Consider the following 20,240-nt stretch of genomic DNA (forward strand, 5'->3'; position numbering starts at 1 on the left):
AGGCGAACCATCACCGAGGGTCAATTGCGCCAACGTCATGGGACGGCGCGCAGGCGCGCGCCGGGGATAAATATGAATCCGATGGAAAAAGCGGGGTGGACCCCGCTGCCTCATTCGGACGAGGATCTCGAGCACATCAAGCGCGTGCCGGATACGCCGCAGACGCGCGCTGCGACCTATCGGCTCGCATGGGATGACCCCGACTTCATGACGCGGCGCGAGCTGCGTCCGGTCCGGCTGCAGCTCGAGCTGCTGAAGCCCGAGATGACCCTCGCCGAACGCGGCATTGAGTCCACCGTCGTCATCTTCGGCGGTTCACGCATCCCTGAGCCCGGCGGCAAGGCCTGGGCGGCCAAGAACGAAGCGCAGAAGTGCAACCTCGAGGCGAACAGCCGCTACTACGAAGAGGCGCGCAAATTCGCCCGATTGTGCTCGCAGCATTCGGCTCGATCCGACTTCCGCGAATTCGTCGTTGTCACGGGCGGCGGCCCCGGCGTGATGGAGGCCGGGAATCGCGGTGCGCACGATGTCGGCGCGCCGACCATCGGCCTCAATATCGTGCTGCCGCATGAGCAGGCGCCGAACGCTTACGTGACCCCGGATCTCTGCTTCAATTTTCACTATTTCGCGATCCGCAAGATGCATTTCGTCATGCGCGCGAAGGCGATGGCCGTCTTTCCAGGCGGCTTCGGTACATTGGACGAATTCTTCGAGACGCTGACCCTGATTCAGACCGGCCGCATGGAGCGCGTCCCAATCATCTTGTTCGGCAGCGACTTCTGGTCGCGTGCGATGGACCTCGACTTCCTCGCCGAGCAGGGGACGATCAGCCCGGGCGATCAGGACATCATCGATCTCGTCGATACCGCCGATGAGGCATGGGCCATCATCTCCCGCTTCTACGGTCTCTGACGTTTCGCCACATGGTAGAAAAGGCCGCGAGTCGATAAAGCAAGCTTCTCGAAAGACAGTCAGGTCGAACCATGCGAAAGCTGCTGACCGCTTCCCTGCTAGCCTTGTTCACGCTGGTCTTACCGGCAGCCGTCGCGCCGATCTCAAGTGCTGTGTCGGCATCCGAGCAGGCATCCGCTCCAGTTATCGCGGGCGATCTCACGATCACTGCCTACCGTGCAAAGGCCATGCTGCCCGGCCAGCCGACAGGGGGCGCTTTTCTCACAATCGCCAACAATGGATCGTCGGCGGATCGACTGCTGTCCGTCACCTCGCCAAGCGCGGGGATGGTCGAGATCCACACGATGGAAGTAGTCAACAACGTGATGACCATGCGGCCGGTGAATGGTGGACTGGAGATACCGGCCGGCGCGACTGTCGAGCTGAAGCCGGGCGGCACGCATCTGATGTTCATGCAGGTGAAGGAGCCCTTCAAGAAGGGCGGCGAGGTCCCAGTCACGCTCGAATTCGAGAAGGCCGGCAAGGTCGAGATCGTTTTCCCGGTTGTCGGTCTCGGCGGCTAGCCCATCGGACGACAGGATCATCAATTGCTGTCAACCGTGGTGCGGGAATGGCGCGCCAAAGCCTTGATGACCTGCTTTGCAGTGATCCTTCCGATCTGGCTTCCCCCTTCATCAGTGACTCCCACCCAATCATATTGTGCAAAGAGCGGCAAGACATCTTCGCACCGGGCGTCGGCAGAGACGGAATAGGCACACGGTTCACTATTGCCCCTTTCCATGATGGCGCGAACATGGATTGCGCGCGCCTTGTTCACGTCGCGGACGAACTCCTCGATATGTTCATTGGCGGGCTTGAGCACGATGTCTTCAGGCTTGCCGACCTGCTGCACGGCGCCGTCCTTCAAAACGGCAATGCGGTCGCCGATCTTGAGCGCCTCGTCGAAATCATGTGTGATGAACAGGATCGTCTTGTTCAGCGCTTTTTGAAGGTTGATCAGTTCGTCCTGCATGCCGGACCGGATCAGAGGATCGAGCGCAGAAAATGCTTCGTCCATGAGGATGATGTCGGTGTTCATGGCAAGCGCCCGGGCCAGGCCGACGCGCTGTTGCTGTCCGCCCGAAAGCTGACGCGGTCTGGCATCCCGATAGCCGGACAGACCCACCGTCTCGATCCACTTCTCCGCTTCCTTGAGCCGCACCTTCCGGTCGACGCCGCGCACCTGCAAACCGTAGGCGACATTGTCGATTACAGATCGGTGGGGCAGAAGTCCGAACTTCTGGAACACCATTGTAACGGTACTGCGCCGGAAGTGTCTGAGCGCCTCGTGGCTCATCTTGAGAACCTGGGTGCCATTGACAAGGATCTCGCCGGCCGTTGGCTCTATAAGGCGGTTCACGTGCCGGATGAGCGTCGACTTGCCTGATCCGGATAGCCCCATCACAACGAAGATCTGACCCTTTGCGATATCAAGTGACACATCGTCCAGTCCAATGACATGGCCGGTGGCGGTCTGCACCTCGGTCTTCGATTTACCTTCCCGCAGAAGCTTCATCGCGCCTTCCGGATTGCCACCAAATATCTTGGTGACGCCCCTGATCTGAATGGCGAGATCCATGTCGGTGCCGCGGCTCATGCGCGCCCCTCCGACACGCCGATGCGGGCCTGGAGCTGCCGGCCGAATGCTTGGGTGACGCGGTCGAATATGACGGCAAGGGCGACGATGCCGAGGCCGGCGAAAAGCCCGCGGCTGATCTCAAGCCGCCCGATCCCCTGCAGCACCTGATAGCCAAGCCCGCCCGCCCCGATCATCGAGGCGATCACGACCATGGCGAGCGCCATCATCGTGGTCTGGTTTATCCCGGCAAGGATCGTCGGGAGGGCCAGCGGGATCTGCACGCCGAACAGACGCTGCATTGGCGTCGTGCCGAACGCACGGCTTGCCTCCATCACGGAGGTGTCCACCGAACGCAGGCCTAGGTCCGTGAGACGAGCAAGCGGCGGAGCTGCATAGACGATGGTCGCAATCAAGGCCGGAATCTTGCCAGGCCCGAATATCATCACGGTGGGGATGAGATAGACGAAGCTCGGCAAGGTCTGCATCAGGTCGAGGATCGGCGTGACGATCTGCCGGGTAATCGACGAGCGCGACATCCAGACGCCGACGGGGATCGAGATGATGATGGTGCTGATAGTGGCGGCAAGCATCAAGGCTGTCGTTGTCATGGCGTCGTGCCACAGATCCATGATGCCGAGAAATATCAGGGCCACGAACACCACGAGGGGAAGCTGCCAGCGGCGAGTCGCCAGCCATGCGACGCCTACGAGTATGATGACGATCACCCACCACGGCGTGATCAGTAGCAGTTTCTCGATCGCATTGAGAAGAAGGAGAAGCGGTCGGGCTGCAGCCTCGAAGCTATCGCCCCAATTACCCACGACCCAGTTCAGGCCGTCATCGACGGCACGCCGCCAAGGATTGGTGTTGACAAAATCAGGGAACATTTAGCTCTATCTATAATGATTGCTCAATGAGCACGTCTCGCACATGGTGCTGAACACGCGCACATTCTCCGATGCTGAAGGCAGCACTGGTCCGGGATTGCTTGATTTTTCGGGGACGCCCTAAGACACCGATGGTTCTCTTGCGAGATGCGCCCGGCCGGGCGCATCTTTTGCAGTAACAAGGAGTCTAGTCGAGGCTAGCCTGGACCTTCTCGGCGACATCGGAAGGAACCCATTTCTTCCAGATGTCGGGCTTGGTCTTCAGGAAGTTGAGTGCTGTTGCAGCAGCATCGGCCTTGTTCTCATCGCCATAGACCAAGAGTTCGCTGATTCGGGCATTGGTCAGCCCGACCTTGGAGAAGTAGTCGGCTATTGCCGGGGCATCCTGCTTGATCCACCCGGCGGCGCCAACGACCGCAGGGGAGGACGGATAGGCCGTCACAGCCGGGGGATTGGTGCAATCAGGGTCCGTATTGCAGGCATAGATCTCGGGCTTCGCCTCGCCGAGGTCGAGCTGGACGGCATCGAACTTGCCAAGAATCGCGGTCGGTCCCCAGTAGTAGAAGAGGATCGGCTCCTTGCGCAGGAAGGCGCGCGCGATCGATGCGTCGAGAGCGCCGCCAGAACCGGCAGAGAACAGGTTCCAAGTCTTGCCCATGTCGAAGGCTTTGAACAAGGCGGTCGTGGACAGTTCGCAAGCCCATCCTGGCGGGCAGGAATAAAGCCGGCCCTTGCTCGATTCCTCAGGGTCGGGGAAGAGGTCGGGCCGTGCGATGACATCCTCGGCGCGTTTCAATTCCGGGTGAGCCTCTTGCACATAGTGGGGGATGAACCAGCCCTCGACTGTCCCATCGGTGATGGCGTCACCGAGTTCGACGACCTTTCCGCTTTGCAGTCCTTCGTCCCAGGATGCCTTGATGACACTGGTCCACAATTCCGGCGCGACCGCCGGCCTTCCCCGCGACAACATGGAGGAAGCCGTTGGCACCGTGTCTCCGGCGACAACCTCCACCTTGCAGCCAAACCCCTTTTCCAGGATCACGGCGTGGATGCGTGCGAGTGCTGCCGCCGATGGCCATGTCATTTCCGCGATATCTATCGTGCGGTCGGTGCCGCAGGCATTGTCCTGAGCCAGAACTGGTGTCGAAAACAATGCTGCGCCGGCGAGGGCCGCTCCAATGAGCAAGCCTTTTCCGCTTGATGTCATCCTGTACGATCTCCGTGACTGACAATATCCGCGGGGTGGGTAGCGGCTCGAAGCCAGATGGTCAACCGCGACAAGGGTGCTTCAAATAACAAAAATCAAAATAAGTAGGGATTATTGTCGTTTCTTGTGGCGCTGACGCAGTCGATATAATGCAAAAATACAGATCAAGATCTAATCTTGCGTAAGCCGCGATCTGGCAACATGCATCGGAATGCCGGGTTGATATGTGGATATATTTGAATTAACAGGCGCGTTCGCGTATCAGCTCGCTGGGCTGAACGCTCCGGCTCGTCCCCGAGTCGAGCGCGAAACGATCATCGGAGGCAGGGTAATTTCATTCAAAGACGAGGACGAATACGACGCGTCGCAAGACACATTGGCTGGGCGTTTGTGCCTGGCGCGAGTGGCGGCAGCGTTGTCGATCGGAATGGCCGCAAGCCGGTTGGGTGTGGCCAAGGAACGATGGTCCAATTGGGAGCGGGACCGGGATGTTCCTGAAGCCTATCTCGTGCCTGCCATGGCTGCCATTCTGGGGATTAGCCCATTCTGGCTGGTCGCAGGCAAGGGAGAAGGACCCTCAGTTGCAGACGCAGAATGGGCGTCCAAAACGGACAGGGAATTTGAGGCCAGCGCATACGGATCGGTAGAAGCCTTCCCGGCTCAACCTTGTCCATCGTGCCGAGGCCGTCATGGCTGACAGGCACCATTTTGGGTGCCGGCGCTAAGGATATTCACCTTCTAGGCAGCCGGCGCCTGGACGATCGAGAAAAGGAAGCGGGCCAGATCGTCGGTGACGAAATCGACTTCGTCTTCATTGTTGACGTCGCGTTCCCAGATTTCCGAGAAGGTTGGTTCGAAATTGCGCGGCACGATGAGAACGGTCGTCATGCCCAGCGCCTTCGGCACTGCAAGATTGCGGGCAAGATCCTCGAACATCACGGCGTTGGGACTGGAGATGCCGAAAAGCTCGAGGAAGCGACCATAGGTCTCGGGTGCCGGCTTCGGCGTCAGCCTCGCCGCGATGATGTCGAAGATGTCGTCAAAATCGTCGAGGATGCCGAGTTGCCGCGCAGTCCGCTCGGCGTGTCCACGGTCGCCATTGGTGAAGATGAACTTGCGGCCGGGCAGCTGCCGGATGGCCGCGCCGAGCACCGGATCCGGTTTCAGCCATGAATAGTCGATGTCGTGCACCTTCTCGAGGAAATCATCCGGGTCGATGCCATGCCGCGTCATCAGGCCGTTCAACGTGGTGCCGTATTCGAGATAGAGCTCCTTCTGCAGCTTGCGCGCGTCTTCGCGGGAAAGCTTGAGGAGCTCCGAAACATAAGCAGTCATCTTCACGTCGATCTGCGCGAAGAGGTTCGAATGGTGCGGATAAAGCGTGTTGTCGAGATCGAAGACCCAGTCCGTGACATGGGCGAAGCGTATGGGGTCAGCCTCTGTCGTCATGCGCTATCCTGCTCTTTGACACCGGCCTGCTCGGCAGGCGGGCGCTCGATCCATCATATGAAAATGGCGAAGTGATGCGTCAGGCAAAATTCCACCGCGGAGCGAAAGAAGACTTTCAGCGCCTCCTGTCAATCTCGGTGGAGTTGTATGCGGCAAAGCGTGGCGGCCGCAAACGCGCGGTGCTCGAAGAGAACTGGCCCGTGACGACCCGATCAGCTCATGCGGGATTGACGAAGCCGCCGTCTGCAGCCGGGTGCGGAATGGTCCAGCCGAAATAGACCTCGACGTCGGCAATCCTGCCGTTGCGAACCGTCAGGATTTCGGTATTGCGGAAGCGTTTGCCGTCCGAGCGACGGCCCTCATAGGTAACAAAGACGCGGTTGCCGTCTTGAACCACATGGAGGAATTCGAATCCGCTCATTGTCTCGCTGGTCGGCCAGCAGCGCTCGAAATAGGTCTGCCGGTCGATGCGGTTGTCCAACGGGCTGGTGAAGTGAAAATCGTCGGCCAGCAACGCCTCGATTGCAGCGCGATCCTTCTCCACATAGGCTTGGTAACTGGCGCGCGCAATCGCAGTCGGATCCTGTTGCATGGTTGCTCCTCTCGAGCTAGCGATCCCCAACGTGATGCCGGAAACCTCGACTATCGAGCAGCTCCGCGCATCCGGCTTCGCGGCGCTGATCTGAGCCGGGTCGTGGCGACCTGGACCGCAACGGCAAATCCTGGCCTGCCCTGATCGCCTCCGGCGAAGCCAGAGCCTACCCCTGCGTCGTCGGCTCGAAAAGCTCGACAGGATTGCCGGAAGGGTCCTCGACCAGAACCTGTTTACCGCCGCGTCCAAGAATGATCTCGCCGCGGAAGTGACAACCGGCATGCTTCAGCCGCTTCGCCGTCTCGGCAAGGTTCTCGACCTCGATATGCATCCGATTCCAGCCGCCCGGCTCCGGGGTACGGCCGGCCACGTCCTGCCCGGCGCCGCCCCCGCCTCCGGGCTGGTTCAGCAGCAGCCGGACGCCACTGTGCGAAAGCATTGCGAAACCGGGAGCCGGCTGCATGATCACTTCGAAGCCGAGCATTTCGGTGTAGAAGGTCACCGCCGCCGGCACGTCGGCGACGATGTAGCGAATGCTGATCCGGGCCATCAGATCCCTCCGGGCAAGCCGCGCCTCCCGCACAACTCACCTGCAGCAAACCAGTTCCCGGCGCTTCGTTCAACCGCTCAGATAGTCGCCGGATCGAGCGGCGGCGCATCCTTCCAGCGTTTGATGATGCTACGGATGTCGGCGGTTTGCAGCCCGCTCCTGAGCGCCTCGAAGGACGGCAGCACGAAATAGGCGCGCTGGAACTTGTCGATTTCATAACCGGTGCGCATCACCGTCTCGAGATCGAACGGCACGCGATGCGCATCCTTGCTTTCGACCGCGAACTGCAATTCGCTGAAGGACGACATCAGGCCTGCGCCGAAGGCTTTGAGGGGCTGCCCGGGTTCCTGCATCAGGGCGAACTCGGCCGTATACCAGTAGAGCCGTCCGAACATGTCCTCGCCGCCGATCTCGCCCACGCTTTGTCCCTTGTCGCCATACATCTGCATGAAGTCGGCGAAGGCTGGTTGGCTAAGAGCCGGCACATGGCCGAAGAAGTCGTGGAACATGTCCGGTTCGACGATATAGTCGAGCTCCTCGCGTTTGCGCAGCCAGTTGGTGACGGGGAAGCGCCGGTTGGCCAAATGCTCGAAGAAGGGCGCGTTCGGGATCAGGCCGGGCACCCCGACGATCTCCCAGCCGGTCAGCCGGCGCAGCTTGTTGCTCACTTCGTGGAAATCGGGGATGCGATCGAGCAGGCCCAGAGCTTCCACGCCTTCGAGGTAAGAGCGATGCGCAAGCCGTCTGGTGAGCTTCGTCTGGCGGTCGCACAGGATGCGCCAGACCTCCTGCTGGTCGTCGCTGTAGTCGTAACCCTGCTCGACGGTGAAGTCGGCCCGGCAAACCGAGTAGTCGCCGCGCAGGCCTCGTTCGGCGCATTCGCGCGCATAGTCCTTCACGCTGATTTCCATGATCGATCCTCCATTTGAGGTTCTTTTGATCAATCATAAGCCGGGAAGCCGACAATTGTTTCGCTCTTTAACCCCGTGTGGGCTAATATGAACGCAAATCGCCTCGCAATCGCCAAATTCAGAGGTGAAATGCCTAAACTCGATGAGTTCGAGATCAAGATGCTGGAAGCACTCCAGCACGATGGCAGAAAGCCCGTCTCGGAGCTGGCGCAAGAGATCGGCCTTTCGACCACGCCTTGCGCCCGCCGCTTCGACGGGCTGCAGGAGGCCGGTATCATCGAGGGCTTTCAGGCGGTGATCAGCCGTCGCGGGGTCGGGCTGATGGTCGAGGTGTTCATCCAGGTCCGGCTCACCAGCCACACCGACGGTTCGCCGGAGGCCTTCATGGCTGCGGTCGAGCGCATGGACGAGGTGTCGGCCTGCTGGACGCTCACGGGCGAGCACGATTTCCTGTTGCACGTCATGGTGCCCTCGGTCGACGACCTCAACGAATTCGTCATGCACCGGCTGATGCGGCTGAAGGGCGTACGTGACGTGCATACCCAGCTGGTACTGCAGAACATCAAGGGGCCGTCGCGCGTGCCGCTCGGACACCTGCGACGGTAGCCTTCTGCTGCGTGAACGGAGAAGCTGTCAGGAGAGTCTGTCAGGCAAGTGTAGAAAACACGCCGACCTGCTAAACTACTCGTTCAGCAAAGGCACGGGCGCTTGCAGGGAAGGAACTTCGCTATGCTGAGCCGGCTTGGCGTCCTCTTCATCATCGCTGCAGTCGCAGGCTGCGCATCCACTGGAACGACTGCCCCAAGCAACAAGAACCCAAGCAACAAGAACTATCCTGACTGCGACCAACCCATTTGGTCGTGGTGCCTCTCGCAACAGGCGCGATAAATGGCGCATCGGACCGAAAAGTGCTGGGTTTTCGGGAAAATCTCCGACGCGTAACAAATAGTCAAAGCGGTGGGCGATCCATTTTGATCGTGCGCCGCTCCGAATGGCCTACGGCACGATCAGCGTGCCGGCGCCATGCTCGGTGAACAGTTCGAGCAGCACCGAATGCGGCGTCTTGCCGTTCAGGATGACGACGCCTTCCACGCCGCGCTCGATCGCCTCGATGCAGGTCTCGACCTTTGGGATCATCCCGCCGGAGATCGTGCCGTCGGCAATCAGTGCCTTCGCTTCCGCGACCGACAGCTCGTCGATCAGCCTCTTGTCCTTGTCGAGCACGCCGGGGACATCGGTGAGGAAGAGCAGGCGCGATGCCTTCAGCGCACCGGCGATCGCGCCGGCGAAAGTGTCGGCGTTGATGTTGTAGGTGTGGCCGTCGCGGCCGGGTGCCACCGGCGCCAGAACGGGAATCATCTCGGAGCGCGCCAACAGGTCGAGCAGCGTGCGGTCGACCTCGACCGGCTCGCCGACAAAGCCGAGATCGAGTACGCGCTCGATGTTGGAGTCGGGATCCTTGATCGTCTTGTGCGCCTTCTCGGCGAACACCATGTTGCCGTCCTTGCCGCAGAGCCCGATCGCCCATTCGCCCTCGGCATTGATTAGGGCCACGATCTCCTTGTTGATCGAGCCGGCGAGCACCATCTCGACGATCTCGACCGTCTTCTGGTCGGTGACGCGCAGACCGCCCTCGAACTTCGATTCGATGCCCATCTTGTTGAGCATCGCGCCGATCTGCGGCCCGCCGCCATGCACCACGATCGGATTGACGCCGGACTGCTTGAGCAGCGCAATGTCGCGGGCAAACGCCCTGCCGAGCCCGATGTCGCCCATGGCGTGGCCGCCATATTTCACGACCACCGTCCTGTGCTCGTAGCGCTGCATGTAGGGCAGGGCTTCGGAAAGCAGGCGGGCCTGCTCGGCAGCGGTGGAAGATTCCGTCATGATCGTCCTCGCGGGCTCAGGAATAGCGGCCTCTTAGCGAGAAACGACCGTCTGGCCAAGCCGCTTCATACGGCTGTGGCGAGTGATGGGGCGAAGGCGCTGGAAGCGGACGATGCTCCGCAGAAACTCAAGCTCGCCGGCTGCCATTGCGATCTCCGAGTTCACGTCAGGGCCGAAGGGCCAGCTTGCCGACGCTGGCTCGGCTTTCCAGCGCTGCCAGCGCTTTCGACCCATCTGCAAGGTTGTAGACGGTTGGCTGGCCGGGGGAGAGAACGCCGGCCGCAGCGAGCGCGAACAGCTCGCCCATGATTTCCCCGAACATCTGCGGCGCGGCCTGGATCAGCGCGCCGATGTTGAGGCCGATAATGTGCACCTGATGCTTATAGACCAGATCCCAGTTGGTGAGCGCCGCTTCGCCGCCGGCCAATCCGTACACGACAACGCGGCCGGTGACGCGCTTGGCCGCAGCGAGACTGGTCTCGAATGTTGCAGCGCCGACCGACTCCAATACCAGATCGGCGCCGGCGCCTTCGGTCAGTCGCAACACCTCGGCGAGGATGTCGGTACTGCGGGAGTCCAGGACGTGATCGGCGCCGAGCGCTCTCACGATCTGGTGCTTGCTGGGTGAGGCTGCGGCGATCACTGTCGCGCCGTAATGCTTGGCGATTTTTACCGTGGCCTGGCCGGTGCCGCCTGCCGCGGCATGGATCAGCACGGTCTGGCCTCTGGCGATCTGGCCAAGCGACTTGAGCGCAGCCACCGCCGTGGGCCAGTTCACGACCAGACCAAGCGCCTGCTCGTCGCCCCAGCCTGGAGGCACAGGGACCAAAGCGGCCGCGGAGAGGACCATGTACTCGGCAAACGCGCCATAACCGACGCCGATGACACGAGTGCCGACCGCCACGCCGGTCACCCCCTCACCGACGCTAACGACCTCGCCCGCGGCTTCGAAGCCTGCGAGATAGGGCGGCTGCGGCCCTCCGCGGAACTTGCCGCGGGCCTGCGAGATATCGGCGAAATTGACGCCGGCAGCGGTGACCCGGATGAGGACCTCGCCTGCGCCCGGAACTGGCACCGGCACGTCGGTGATCATCCGCAGGTCCTGCGGACCATTCAGGGACGTTTGCTGCAGGGCTCGCATGACGGCGGGGGTGCTCATGGGAATTGGTCCTTTAAATTATTTGTCGATCGACCAATAAATATCTGCATGGCGCTCAGGCGTCGGTCAAGCTAAACTTGGTCGATCAACAAACAAATCGGAGGGCCGCCTCAGATGGGCGCTCGCGGAAGGCCACGCATATTCGACCGGGACGCAGCGCTCCGCAAAGCGATGGACCTGTTCTGGGAGCGAGGCTACGAGGGAACCTCGATGAAGGACCTGACCGAGGCCACGGGCATAGCCTCGGCCAGTATCTATGCGTGCTTCGGCAGCAAGGAGGCCCTATTCCGTGAGGCGGTGGCCCTCAATAGTTCAACCCAGGGACAGCCGCCCAGGATCGCGCTTCGCGAGCAACCCACGGCCTACGATGCGATCCACGCCATGCTGCATGCCGTCGCCGATGCCATCACCATGCCGGGGGCGCCGCGTGGATGCATGCTTGTCCTGGCCGCGCCGACCGGCGCGGTGGAAAACCATCCGGTACGGGAATTTCTGGCAGACATACGTCGGGCTCAATTCAACGAGATCAGGGATCGGCTGGCCCGGGGCGTCTCCGACGGTGATCTCTCTGTTTCTGCTGGCCGCCTGCAGGCTATCGCGCGCTATTATACGACCGTGATGCATGGGTTGTCAGTGCAAGCCCGCGACGGCGCCAGCCGCGCCGAGTTGGATGCAGTCATCACGTGCGCGATGGCGGCCTGGGAGACGCTTACTCGCGCAGACCCAGGTGCAGCGACACCCGGGCAGCGGGAGACCGCCCTCAATGCGCACTAGCAGCCCTGGTTCTGTCGGATGCGCGGCGGTCATAGTCGTCCGCCAGCGCACGGAGCGCGGCCCCGCCGTCGCCGGCGAAGGATGGGCCATGCATGAGCGCGAGCGTGCGGGGCTCGAGCCTGGCAAGAGTGCGTAGCGTCGGCCCCATATCCGGGTTCAGGCTTGAATATTTGAACAGGTCTTCAGCCTCGATTGCCGGCCCGACAATATCACCTTCCGTGAGGGACGAGCCGTTGCCGAGCTGGGTAAAGAGGTCGCCGCACAGCAGCGTTCCCGTTGCTTCTTCGTACATGACGCCGGCATCCCAGCCATGTGGGGTATGCGGCGTGTCGATGTAGCGGACCCGCTTTCCACGGCCGAGCTCGATCGTCTCTCCGTGCTGCAAGACACGCGGCGCCCGGTCCGCCATGTCGTTCAGCGACACCAGGCAGCCGGTTTGGCCCTGCGCCGCCTCGGCCTGTGGAGCGATCGCGAGCCACTCGTTCATGGCGCCGCACTCGTCGGCCTCATAGTGGCCGAAGGCGATCCAGCGCAGCTTCTCGGGAGCGATGATGCGGCCGACAGCTTCGCGATTGAGCGGGAACATCTTGCGCAATCCCGTGTGGAACATGAACGGCTCGTCGCCCATGACGAGGAACTGGTTGAAGGTGAACCCGGCAGGGGGCGCGATATCCGGCACGAAGGTCGAGAGCCGGTAGATGCCATCGGCGATCTCACTGATCCTGGTCTCCATGACTTTCTCCAAGCAATCGTTGGGGCCGCTACCGGACGGCACAGACATGCGGCCAGTTTTGGCGACACAGAAATGTGTAGTGAAATCTGGCGTGTATGTCAAATATGAATGCACATAGATGTGCAGTGAAAATGCAGCGCTGCTGGAACGATTGGGGCGTGGGTGGACTGCAGTCGAGTTTTCACTATACAGCTGCGTGTAACGAAAACGGTTTGCAACCAGATTGACATGGCCCGGACCTACACCCTTAAAAAGCGCGCCGAGAGCCAGGCGGAGACCCGCCGGCGCATCGTCGAGGCTGCGATCGAGCTCCACTGCGCCGTTGGGCCGGCGCAGACGACGTTCAGCATGGTGGCCGAGCGCGCTGGCGTGCAGCGCCACACGCTCTATGCGCATTTTCCGGATGAGCAGAGTCTGCTTCTTGAATGCTCAGGACTGTACAGCGAGCGCGAGCCACTGCCCGATCCCGCGCCGTGGCGCGGCATCGAGGACTGGCGCGAGCGTCTCCGGACCGGCCTTCCGGCTCTTTATGGCTGGTATGAGCGCAACGCCCGGCTCGCCGCCAATGTGCTGCGGGACGCCGAACAAGATCCGCAGGTGAGGGAGATCGTCACGCTGCGTTGGGGGCCCACTATGGCTGCCTACCGCGACGTGCTCGGCGACGAGTTGAGCACGGCACAGCGTGCCATGCTGCATCTCGCCCTGAGCTTCTTCACATGGCGGACCCTGGTGCTCGAGAGCGGTCTGAAACCGGAGGGTGCCGTGGAGGCAATGGTTCAGGCCGTCGACTGCGCCAGAAAGACTTGAGCCCGAGGACGACGATCATCGAAGTGTCCTCGGCGGAACGACTTGCCTTTGCGTTGGGTCAGCACAGCCCGATTGTCTGGTCGCAACGAGGGGTCCTGCCCAAGATGTAACAAAGACGGCCCAGCTGGCGAAGAAATCAGCATGAGCATTCGAGAAGTGCGAAGGCAAGGTCCGCGTCGCTCGCACAACAGACCCGAGCATCCGCAGAACTGCCCGCTACTGATCGTCACCCGCATTTGATTTCCGTGTGGCGGGCAGCTCTGCCAAATGGATCATGGAGGAATGAGATCATGAACCGTCGCGACTTTCTGCTGAGCGCTGCCGCCGCGTCGGGTTTGGCCGCAGGCACGGTTGCGCTATGGCGCACGGGGCGGCCCGCGCCCGCTGCCGCGGAAACTTTTGAAGTCACCAAAACCGATGCCGAGTGGAAGGCGATCCTCACGCCGGAGCAATTCGCCGTGCTCAGGCAGGAGGACACCGAATATCCCGGCACCAGTCCTCTGTTGAACGAGCACCGGAAGGGCACCTTCGATTGCGCCGGCTGCGATCTGCCGCTCTATTCTTCGGACACCAAGTTCGAGTCCGGCACGGGCTGGCCGAGCTTCTGGGAAGCACTGCCCAATGCCGTCGGCATCAGGCAAGACACGTCGCACTTCATGCTGCGCACCGAATGCCATTGCCGCCGCTGCGGCGGCCATCTCGGCCACATCTTCGACGACGGCCCGCCGCCCACCGGCAAGCGCCACTGCATCAACGGCGTCGCGCTGAGCTTCAAGCCGGCGACGGCTTGAGGAGTGGCTTCGTAGTTTTGCCCCGAATCTGGACCAACTGCGCTGCCCCGCATCGCATTTGGAAGGCGCGACGCTGACGACCCCCTCCCCCTTGTGGGGAGGGATTCAGGGTGGGGGTGCGAAGCGCGCCAAGCCAAGCCGGCGCTGCTGTTTGCTCAAGCTAATATTGTGGGGAAATCGCCGGCGCACCCCCACCCTGAATCCCTTCCCACAAGGGGGAGGGGGGCACCGGCGCCGCGGCCTATGCAATTAAAGCCATTGCCATCAATGCCCGCCGCCACCCCCGGCCGCGGCGGGGGGCTTGCGCATCAGGAGCGCGAACACGGCGAGCGAAGCGAAGAGCACGGTGAGCAGGTAGAACACGTCCATGAAGGACAAGGTCCATGCCTGCTGATGCACCATGGCGCTGATCTTCGCGATCGCAGTGGTGTCTCCCTCAAGTCCGTGCGCCTGGAACTTGCGCGACATGTTGGCGAGCATGTCCCGCGCCTCGGGATTGCCCCAATGCACGTGCTCGGCGAGGCGTTGGTAGTGGAAATAGGTCTGGTCGGTGAGCACGGTATTGATTACCGCCAGGCCGACCGCGCCGCCGAGGTTGCGGGTGAGATTGAAGAGGCCGGAAGCATTCTTCATCTTGTCGGGCGTCAGCGTGCCGAGCGCCAGATTGTTGATCGGCACCATGCACAGCATCAGGGACGTGCCGCGCAGTATCTGCGGCAACAGAAGCTCGTAGAAGTCCCAGTCGGCCGTCAGATGGGTCATCCGCCAGGTGCCGGCCGCAAAGCCGAGAAAGCCGATCATCATCATGATCCGCGGATCCAGTTTGCGCGACAGGACGCCTGCCACCGGTGCCGTCATGAACATGGCAAGGCCGCTGACGAACAGCGCTTCTCCGATCATCAGCGAATCGTAGCCGCGGATGCGTCCGAGGAACAACGGATAGACATAGGTGAGACCGTAAAGGCCTATGCCCATCACGAAGGAGAACACCGAGCCGAAGGCGAAATTGACATTCTTGAAGGCGCTGAGGTCGACGATCGGCTCTTCGGCGACGAAGACGCGCCAGAAGAAGACGACCGCGCCGACCGACATCACGACCGCGAACAGGGAGACGCTTTGATCCTGCAGCCAGTCGTTCTTCGGCCCTTCCTCGAGCACATATTCGAGCGAGCCGAGGAAGGCCGCCATTCCGGCTAGCCCCCACCAGTCGAATTTGCTGAGCAGCGCGTGGTTCGGCTTGTCGAAATCGATCAGCGACCATGCCGCGGCGGTGACCATCACGCCCGGCACGACATTGACGAGGAACAGCCAATGCCAGGAGAAGGTGTTGCTGAGATAGCCGCCGACAGTCGGGCCGATCGTCGGCGCCAGCGTCGCGACGAGCCCGATCATCGGCGAGACGATAGCGCGACGCGATGGCGGGAAGATCGTAAAGGCAGCGGCGAAGACGCTCGGGATCATGCCGCCGCCGATAAAGCCTTGGATGGCGCGGTAAATGATCATCTGCTCGATGCTGGTCGCGGTGGCGCAGAGCGCGCTGGCAGCGGTAAAGCCGGCAGCCGCAATGGTGAAGAGCACGCGTGTGGAGAGCATCCGCGCCAGGAAGCCCGACAGCGGGATCATCACGACCTCGGCGATCAAGTAGGAGGTCTGGACCCAGGAAATCTCGTCGGAACTGGCGCTCAATCCGGCCTGGATCTCCGCCAGTGAGGCGGACACGATCTGGATATCGAGGATCGCCATGAACATGCCGAACACCATCGCGAAGAAGGCGATGACACGGCGCGGCTCCAGATGGTCGGCTGCAGGCGCGGGCCGCGCTCCAATCGTGGCTTCAACGGTTGCCATGACGAGCCCCGGCCTCCGGCTTAGTTGGAAGCGGCGGCGCCGGGTGCGGTGCGGCTGTCGACGTCGACCACGACGGAGAGACCGGCGCGCAGCTTGCCGGTCTTCAGCACATCGGCAGGCACGTCGATGCGGACCGGCACGCGCTGCACGACCTTGGTGAAGTTGCCGGTCGCATTTTCGGGCGGCAGCAGCGAGAACACGGCGCCGGAGGCTGGCGCCAGCGACGACACGGTCCCTTCGAACTCCTCATGGCTGGACAGGGCATCGACCGAGACCCGGACCTTTTCGCCCGGCACGATCCGGGCGAGCTGTGTCTCCTTGAAGTTCGCTACGATGTAGAGCTTGTCCATCGGCACGAGGGCCGCGAGCTTCTGTCCCGGTTGGATGAGGTCGCCCTGCTCGACGGAGCGGTTGCCCACCACGCCGTCATAGGGCGCACGCAGGACCGTGAAGGAGAGATCGCGTCGAGCCTTGTCGCGGGCAAGTTCCAGCGTCTTCATCGTGCTTTGCGCTTCCCCATATTGCGCCTCGAGCACGTCGATATTGGCCTTGGCGCTGGCGATCTGGGCATCTGCGCCGGCAACGGCTGCATTGGCCTGATCCAGGGCCGTCTGCGCATCGTCCAAATTGGCCTGGGTGCCGACGCTGGTCTTGACGAGCTGCGCGGCACGGTCGGCCGCGCGCTTCGCGTTGGCAGCCGCGGCGTTTGCGGAAAGTTTCTGCGCCTCGGCCTGCTGCAGCGAGGCCTTGGCCGCTTCGATTTGCGCGGCTATGCGTGCAAGCGTCTTGTTCTGCGTGGCGATCTGCGCTTCGGCCTGGTCGAGCGCAATCTTGTAGTCGCCGTCATCCATGATGATCAGCGGCTCACCCGCCCTCACGAACTGGTTCTCGACGATCGGCACGCTGGCGACATAGCCGGAGATCTTCGGCGCGACGGAAGCCATATCTGCCCGCACATAGGCGTCGTCGGTCGAAATCAGGAAACGGCCGTCGGTCCAGTATTTGTAGCCATACCAGGCTCCACCGCCAGCGAGGGCCAGCAAGATAACAGGCAGGATGAAGGAGCGGGCCGAGCGCTTTTTTTTCGTCGCCTCCGCTACGGTCACGGGGGCAGGGTGAGCTGCCGGGGCCTCGACGCTCGGCGCCGTCTTGTCCGTTTCAGGCACAGCCTTTACGTTGGGGAAAGGATGAATCTCGGAGCTCGGCTCGTTCTTCTTGCCGCCAAGCGGCGCTGCGGGCTGTGCTGAGGATTGGGAGGACATGCAGATAGGCCCCTGACTGAACTGAACCGTTCGGTTCGATGTTGACTTAACGGAGGGGAAGACGCATATCAAGGGGGAATCGAACCAATTGGTTCGAATCACGTCGAGGAAGCGATGACTACTGACAATCCGCCGATCCGGGCGGACCAGCGCGAGATGCTGGAAAGCCTGCGTCGGGGCCGCCCTGCTGCGGGCCAGGATCCTGCCAAGCGACGGCAGATCATGGAAGGCGCACGCCGCGTTTTCATCGAGATGGGCTTCGATGCCGCCTCGATGAACGACATCACGCGAGCAGCCGGCGTCTCGAAGGGCACCATCTACGTCTATTTCGCCAACAAGGAAGAGCTGTTCGAGTGCCTCATCGACGAAGAGCGCAAGCAGATGTTCAGCGACATGTACGCTGCGCTCGACCAGGGCGGCGAACTGCGCGAGACGCTCATCCGCTTTGGTGTGGCATTTGCTTCGAAGATCACGTCGGAGAAGGTGATCATGGCGCAGCGCACCGTGATCGGTATTTGCGAACGCATTCCTGAGCTCGGTGCCCGTTTCTACGAGCGCGGGCCCAAGCAGGGCCATGCAAAGCTGACGGCATTCCTGAAAAGCGCGGCTCAAAAAGGTCTGATCGAGATCGGCGATTTCGAGCTCGCCGCGTACCAGCTCACGGATTTGTGCTTGAGCGGCTACTATCGGCAATATCTGTTCGGCTACCGGACCGGGTCCCCGCCCTTGGAGGAAATCCGCGCCACGGTCTCGGCAGGCGTCGACGTGTTTCTCAACGCCTACGGACCGAAGGCCGCAGGGGCAGACTAAAGCGTTAGGCAATTCGCTTGACTCAGGCGCTGCCTCTCACGCCTACCCTCTCCCCGTAAACGACGGGGAGAGCGGGCGGCAACGTCGCAGAATCCCCTCTCCCGGTTGTTCACGGGGTGACGGTGAGGGGCAGCGTCAACCTGAAACGGAAGACTCTAGCCGGCCACGGCCTGAAGGATCGCCTGGCGCAGCTCCGAAACTCCTTCGCCTTTCTCCGACGAGGTCGATAGCAAAATCGGGTAGGCCGCCGGCCGCTTGGCGATCTTCGCCGCGGTCTCCTCGGCCAGCTTTGCCGCGGCCGGGGGCTTGATCTTGTCGGTTTTGGTGAGAACCAGCTGATAGGAGACCGCGGCGCGGTCGAGCAGGTTCATCGCCTCCTCGTCATTCTTCTTGATGCCATGGCGCGCGTCGATCAGGAGATAGACGCGCTTCAGCGTTACGCGCCCCTTCAGGTAGTCGAAGACCAGCCTCGTCCATTTGTCGACCTCGCCCTTCGGTGCCTCGGCGTAGCCGTAGCCGGGCATATCGACCAGCGCCATGGGCGGCTCGTCGCCGGCGGCACCGGAATAGCCGTCCGGGACAAAGAAGTTGAGCTCCTGGGTACGGCCCGGCGTGTTCGATGTCCTGGCCAATCCCTTCTGCCCGACGACGGCGTTGATGAGCGACGACTTGCCGACATTGGAGCGGCCGGCGAATGCGACCTCCGGCGGACCTTCCGGCGGCAGGAACTTCATCGTCGGCACGCCACGGATGAACACCCAGGGCCGGGCAAAAATTTCGGCTTCGGCGATCTCCGCCTTGCGCTTCGCCTCGCTCACCGGGCGGTCTCCAGTCTGGCGATGTCGGATCCGCGGATCGCATCGAGGTTGCGGGTGATCTTGTCGGCCGGCCAGTCCCACCAGGCAATGGCGACAAGGCGCCGCACGGTAGCAGCGTCGAAGCGCATCTTGACGACCTTGGCGGGATTGCCGGCTACGACTGCATATGGCGGCACGTCGCGGCTGACGTTTGCGCGCGCTGCGACGATCGATCCGTTCCCGATACTGACGCCGGGCAGGATGACGGCCTCCATGCCGATCCAGACATCGTTGCCGATCACCGTGTCGCCGCGCAGCTCACCCCGGCAGGCATTCGTCTCGAACCCATGCTCCCATCCATGTCCGAAGATGTTGAAAGGGTAGGTGGAAAAGCCCGACAGCATGTGGTTCGCGCCATTCATGATGAAACGCGCGCCTTCGGCGATAGCGCAGAATTTGCCTATGATCAGCTTGTCGCCGATGAACGGGTAGTGGTGGAGCACGCATTTCTCGGCAAAACGGTCTGGGCCCTCCGGATCGTCATAGTAGGTGTAGTCCCCGATCTCGATATTGGGCGCGTCGATCAGGGGCTTTAGAAAGCCGATGCGCGTGTGCATCTGTACCGGGTGCTTGATCGCCGGATTGGGGCCATTCATGGCAACCGCCCTCCATAAATGTTCCGTCTGCAGGGTAATCTATAGCCGGCAGCCGGATGGCAGGGGAAGGGCCCGGCTTTCTCCCTTGTTCATCCTGCCGCAAGTGCCAGGATGAACAGCGTCGACGCGCCGATCCCGGCGATCGTGCGGACGTGGTTCCACATCGTCCAGCGTGAGAGATAATCCTGCCACAGGCTCGCAGCGGCTGCGCTGTCCGGCTGCACAGCGGCCAACGCATCGTTCATCGGTACGTTGAAGACCATGGTCACGCCGAGAATGCCGACGAGGTAAACCAGGCTTCCGGCAAGCACGAGCGTGCCCCCGGAGGGCATCCAGCCAAGAAACCAGGAGACGAGCAGCACGGCCGAGATGAGTGCGGTCCCCATGAACACGCCAAGAAAGGTGCCGTTGAGGATCGTCAGGTTGATCGAGTTCATGGCCGCGATGCCGTCTACGGCGGGCAGCTTGCCGAACGCCGCCATGACCGTATTGGAGAAGATGAAGAACAGCCCGCCCATCATGCCTGCGCCAAGTGCAGCCAAGAAGGTGGAGATCAGAGCGATGCGTTCGGTCATTTTGGCCTCGTGTGG

23 protein-coding genes are annotated in these 20,240 nt (G+C 61.8%); 8 read left to right on the plus strand and 15 right to left on the minus strand.

The features are described 5' to 3' along the window. The first annotated feature begins 72 nt into the window (after window positions 1–72). Both SAZ10_RS26725 and SAZ10_RS26730 read left to right on the plus strand, forming a co-directional pair. The gene (locus SAZ10_RS26725) at window positions 73–912 is read left to right on the plus strand and encodes an LOG family protein (protein ID WP_318612468.1); all 840 of its coding nucleotides are present in this window, start codon (window positions 73–75) and stop codon (window positions 910–912) included. Window positions 913–983: 71 nt separating this feature from the next. Next, complete coding sequence (locus SAZ10_RS26730) at window positions 984–1,475, plus strand: copper chaperone PCu(A)C (protein ID WP_318612469.1); 492 nt, start codon at window positions 984–986, stop codon at window positions 1,473–1,475. 20 nt (window positions 1,476–1,495) lie between these two features. On the opposite strand, the gene SAZ10_RS26735 is transcribed toward SAZ10_RS26730, so the two are convergent. From SAZ10_RS26735 to SAZ10_RS26745, 3 genes are all read right to left on the minus strand, one after another. Next, a complete protein-coding gene (locus tag SAZ10_RS26735) occupies window positions 1,496–2,548 on the minus strand; it encodes a betaine/proline/choline family ABC transporter ATP-binding protein (protein ID WP_318612470.1) in 1,053 nt (350 codons plus the stop codon). Then, complete coding sequence (locus SAZ10_RS26740; RefSeq protein ID WP_318612471.1) at window positions 2,545–3,417, minus strand: ABC transporter permease; 873 nt, start codon at window positions 3,415–3,417, stop codon at window positions 2,545–2,547. The genes SAZ10_RS26735 and SAZ10_RS26740 overlap by 4 nt, the downstream gene beginning before the upstream one ends. A gap of 187 nt (window positions 3,418–3,604) precedes the next feature. Then, window positions 3,605–4,624 carry an ABC transporter substrate-binding protein gene (locus SAZ10_RS26745; protein WP_318612472.1) on the minus strand — a complete coding sequence of 340 codons (1,020 nt, stop codon included), beginning with the start codon at window positions 4,622–4,624 and terminating at the stop codon, window positions 3,605–3,607. Window positions 4,625–4,850: 226 nt separating this feature from the next. Here SAZ10_RS26745 and SAZ10_RS33655 point away from each other — a divergent pair, with 226 nt between their 5' ends. After that, a complete protein-coding gene (locus SAZ10_RS33655; RefSeq protein ID WP_412535304.1) occupies window positions 4,851–5,321 on the plus strand; it encodes a helix-turn-helix domain-containing protein in 471 nt (156 codons plus the stop codon). A 41-nt stretch (window positions 5,322–5,362) separates the two neighbouring features. On the opposite strand, the gene SAZ10_RS26750 is transcribed toward SAZ10_RS33655, so the two are convergent. The 4 genes from SAZ10_RS26750 to phhA form a co-directional block, all read right to left on the minus strand. Further along, on the minus strand, window positions 5,363–6,073 hold the full coding sequence (locus SAZ10_RS26750; RefSeq protein WP_318612473.1) for a pyrimidine 5'-nucleotidase: 711 nt from the start codon (window positions 6,071–6,073) through the stop codon (window positions 5,363–5,365). A gap of 217 nt (window positions 6,074–6,290) precedes the next feature. Then, the gene (locus SAZ10_RS26755; protein WP_318612474.1) at window positions 6,291–6,665 is read right to left on the minus strand and encodes a nuclear transport factor 2 family protein; all 375 of its coding nucleotides are present in this window, start codon (window positions 6,663–6,665) and stop codon (window positions 6,291–6,293) included. Window positions 6,666–6,831: 166 nt separating this feature from the next. Continuing rightward, on the minus strand, window positions 6,832–7,215 hold the full coding sequence (locus tag SAZ10_RS26760) for a VOC family protein (RefSeq protein WP_318612475.1): 384 nt from the start codon (window positions 7,213–7,215) through the stop codon (window positions 6,832–6,834). A 77-nt stretch (window positions 7,216–7,292) separates the two neighbouring features. Next, complete coding sequence (phhA, locus tag SAZ10_RS26765; protein WP_318612476.1) at window positions 7,293–8,126, minus strand: phenylalanine 4-monooxygenase; 834 nt, start codon at window positions 8,124–8,126, stop codon at window positions 7,293–7,295. 129 nt (window positions 8,127–8,255) lie between these two features. On the opposite strand from phhA, the gene SAZ10_RS26770 reads away from it, so the two are divergent. Beyond that, complete coding sequence (locus SAZ10_RS26770) at window positions 8,256–8,732, plus strand: Lrp/AsnC family transcriptional regulator (RefSeq protein WP_318612477.1); 477 nt, start codon at window positions 8,256–8,258, stop codon at window positions 8,730–8,732. Window positions 8,733–9,122: 390 nt separating this feature from the next. Here SAZ10_RS26770 and argB read toward each other — a convergent pair whose 3' ends face one another. Next, on the minus strand, window positions 9,123–10,013 hold the full coding sequence (gene argB, locus SAZ10_RS26775) for an acetylglutamate kinase (RefSeq protein ID WP_318612478.1): 891 nt from the start codon (window positions 10,011–10,013) through the stop codon (window positions 9,123–9,125). Window positions 10,014–10,179: 166 nt separating this feature from the next. Further along, entirely contained in the window at window positions 10,180–11,172 is a 993-nt protein-coding gene (locus SAZ10_RS26780; RefSeq protein WP_318612479.1) for an NADPH:quinone oxidoreductase family protein, read from the minus strand. Window positions 11,173–11,286: 114 nt separating this feature from the next. Here SAZ10_RS26780 and SAZ10_RS26785 point away from each other — a divergent pair, with 114 nt between their 5' ends. After that, complete coding sequence (locus SAZ10_RS26785) at window positions 11,287–11,946, plus strand: helix-turn-helix domain-containing protein (RefSeq protein ID WP_318612480.1); 660 nt, start codon at window positions 11,287–11,289, stop codon at window positions 11,944–11,946. Here the strand turns inward: SAZ10_RS26785 and SAZ10_RS26790 are convergent. Next, window positions 11,933–12,679: an MBL fold metallo-hydrolase gene (locus SAZ10_RS26790; RefSeq protein WP_318612481.1), complete on the minus strand. Its 747-nt coding sequence runs from the start codon at window positions 12,677–12,679 to the stop codon at window positions 11,933–11,935. The two genes, SAZ10_RS26785 and SAZ10_RS26790, sit on opposite strands and share 14 nt — an antisense overlap. A 228-nt stretch (window positions 12,680–12,907) precedes the next feature. On the opposite strand from SAZ10_RS26790, the gene SAZ10_RS26795 reads away from it, so the two are divergent. Together SAZ10_RS26795 and msrB are read left to right on the plus strand one after the other, a co-directional pair. After that, window positions 12,908–13,486, plus strand: coding sequence for a helix-turn-helix domain-containing protein (locus tag SAZ10_RS26795; protein ID WP_318612482.1), 579 nt, complete (start codon window positions 12,908–12,910; stop codon window positions 13,484–13,486). 290 nt (window positions 13,487–13,776) lie between these two features. Continuing rightward, window positions 13,777–14,277, plus strand: coding sequence for a peptide-methionine (R)-S-oxide reductase MsrB (msrB, locus tag SAZ10_RS26800; RefSeq protein ID WP_318612483.1), 501 nt, complete (start codon window positions 13,777–13,779; stop codon window positions 14,275–14,277). 264 nt (window positions 14,278–14,541) lie between these two features. Here msrB and SAZ10_RS26805 read toward each other — a convergent pair whose 3' ends face one another. Together SAZ10_RS26805 and SAZ10_RS26810 are read right to left on the minus strand one after the other, a co-directional pair. After that, on the minus strand, window positions 14,542–16,125 hold the full coding sequence (locus SAZ10_RS26805) for a DHA2 family efflux MFS transporter permease subunit (RefSeq protein ID WP_318612484.1): 1,584 nt from the start codon (window positions 16,123–16,125) through the stop codon (window positions 14,542–14,544). Between the two features lie 20 nt (window positions 16,126–16,145). Then, window positions 16,146–17,387 (minus strand): HlyD family secretion protein, encoded by a 1,242-nt coding sequence (locus tag SAZ10_RS26810; protein WP_318612485.1) that lies wholly within the window; start codon window positions 17,385–17,387, stop codon window positions 16,146–16,148. A 114-nt stretch (window positions 17,388–17,501) separates the two neighbouring features. Here SAZ10_RS26810 and SAZ10_RS26815 point away from each other — a divergent pair, with 114 nt between their 5' ends. Beyond that, on the plus strand, window positions 17,502–18,197 hold the full coding sequence (locus tag SAZ10_RS26815) for a TetR/AcrR family transcriptional regulator (protein ID WP_318612486.1): 696 nt from the start codon (window positions 17,502–17,504) through the stop codon (window positions 18,195–18,197). Window positions 18,198–18,352: 155 nt separating this feature from the next. On the opposite strand, the gene yihA is transcribed toward SAZ10_RS26815, so the two are convergent. From yihA to SAZ10_RS26830, 3 genes are all read right to left on the minus strand, one after another. After that, window positions 18,353–19,015, minus strand: a complete 663-nt coding sequence (gene yihA, locus SAZ10_RS26820) for a ribosome biogenesis GTP-binding protein YihA/YsxC (protein WP_318612487.1) — start codon at window positions 19,013–19,015, stop codon at window positions 18,353–18,355. After that, window positions 19,012–19,650, minus strand: coding sequence for a CatB-related O-acetyltransferase (locus tag SAZ10_RS26825; protein WP_318612488.1), 639 nt, complete (start codon window positions 19,648–19,650; stop codon window positions 19,012–19,014). Before SAZ10_RS26825 ends, yihA begins: the two co-directional genes overlap by 4 nt. Before the next feature lie 89 nt (window positions 19,651–19,739). Then, on the minus strand, window positions 19,740–20,225 hold the full coding sequence (locus SAZ10_RS26830; protein ID WP_318612489.1) for a DUF1772 domain-containing protein: 486 nt from the start codon (window positions 20,223–20,225) through the stop codon (window positions 19,740–19,742). Window positions 20,226–20,240 lie beyond the last annotated feature (15 nt).

The organism is Mesorhizobium sp. BAC0120 (genome assembly GCF_033542235.1).
Lineage (GTDB): Bacteria > Pseudomonadota > Alphaproteobacteria > Rhizobiales > Rhizobiaceae > JAWRCU01.

Bases quoted from the DNA above. Each gene is read 5' to 3' on its own strand.
- SAZ10_RS26750 (WP_318612473.1), bottom strand. From the start codon at position 6,073: ATGACGACAGAGGCTGACCCCATACGCTTCGCCCATGTCACGGACTGG.
- SAZ10_RS26825 (WP_318612488.1), bottom strand. From the start codon at position 19,650: ATGAATGGCCCCAATCCGGCGATCAAGCACCCGGTACAGATGCACACG.
- SAZ10_RS26815 (WP_318612486.1), top strand. From the start codon at position 17,502: ATGACTACTGACAATCCGCCGATCCGGGCGGACCAGCGCGAGATGCTG.
- SAZ10_RS26760 (WP_318612475.1), bottom strand. From the start codon at position 7,215: ATGGCCCGGATCAGCATTCGCTACATCGTCGCCGACGTGCCGGCGGCG.
- SAZ10_RS26730 (WP_318612469.1), top strand. From the start codon at position 984: ATGCGAAAGCTGCTGACCGCTTCCCTGCTAGCCTTGTTCACGCTGGTC.
- SAZ10_RS26735 (WP_318612470.1), bottom strand. From the start codon at position 2,548: ATGAGCCGCGGCACCGACATGGATCTCGCCATTCAGATCAGGGGCGTC.
- SAZ10_RS26810 (WP_318612485.1), bottom strand. From the start codon at position 17,387: ATGTCCTCCCAATCCTCAGCACAGCCCGCAGCGCCGCTTGGCGGCAAG.
- SAZ10_RS26805 (WP_318612484.1), bottom strand. From the start codon at position 16,125: ATGGCAACCGTTGAAGCCACGATTGGAGCGCGGCCCGCGCCTGCAGCC.
- argB (WP_318612478.1), bottom strand. From the start codon at position 10,013: ATGACGGAATCTTCCACCGCTGCCGAGCAGGCCCGCCTGCTTTCCGAA.
- phhA (WP_318612476.1), bottom strand. From the start codon at position 8,126: ATGGAAATCAGCGTGAAGGACTATGCGCGCGAATGCGCCGAACGAGGC.
- SAZ10_RS26780 (WP_318612479.1), bottom strand. From the start codon at position 11,172: ATGAGCACCCCCGCCGTCATGCGAGCCCTGCAGCAAACGTCCCTGAAT.
- SAZ10_RS26790 (WP_318612481.1), bottom strand. From the start codon at position 12,679: ATGGAGACCAGGATCAGTGAGATCGCCGATGGCATCTACCGGCTCTCG.
- SAZ10_RS26830 (WP_318612489.1), bottom strand. From the start codon at position 20,225: ATGACCGAACGCATCGCTCTGATCTCCACCTTCTTGGCTGCACTTGGC.
- SAZ10_RS26740 (WP_318612471.1), bottom strand. From the start codon at position 3,417: ATGTTCCCTGATTTTGTCAACACCAATCCTTGGCGGCGTGCCGTCGAT.
- SAZ10_RS26795 (WP_318612482.1), top strand. From the start codon at position 12,908: ATGGCCCGGACCTACACCCTTAAAAAGCGCGCCGAGAGCCAGGCGGAG.
- SAZ10_RS26770 (WP_318612477.1), top strand. From the start codon at position 8,256: ATGCCTAAACTCGATGAGTTCGAGATCAAGATGCTGGAAGCACTCCAG.
- SAZ10_RS26785 (WP_318612480.1), top strand. From the start codon at position 11,287: ATGGGCGCTCGCGGAAGGCCACGCATATTCGACCGGGACGCAGCGCTC.
- msrB (WP_318612483.1), top strand. From the start codon at position 13,777: ATGAACCGTCGCGACTTTCTGCTGAGCGCTGCCGCCGCGTCGGGTTTG.
- SAZ10_RS26745 (WP_318612472.1), bottom strand. From the start codon at position 4,624: ATGACATCAAGCGGAAAAGGCTTGCTCATTGGAGCGGCCCTCGCCGGC.
- SAZ10_RS26725 (WP_318612468.1), top strand. From the start codon at position 73: ATGAATCCGATGGAAAAAGCGGGGTGGACCCCGCTGCCTCATTCGGAC.
- SAZ10_RS26755 (WP_318612474.1), bottom strand. From the start codon at position 6,665: ATGCAACAGGATCCGACTGCGATTGCGCGCGCCAGTTACCAAGCCTAT.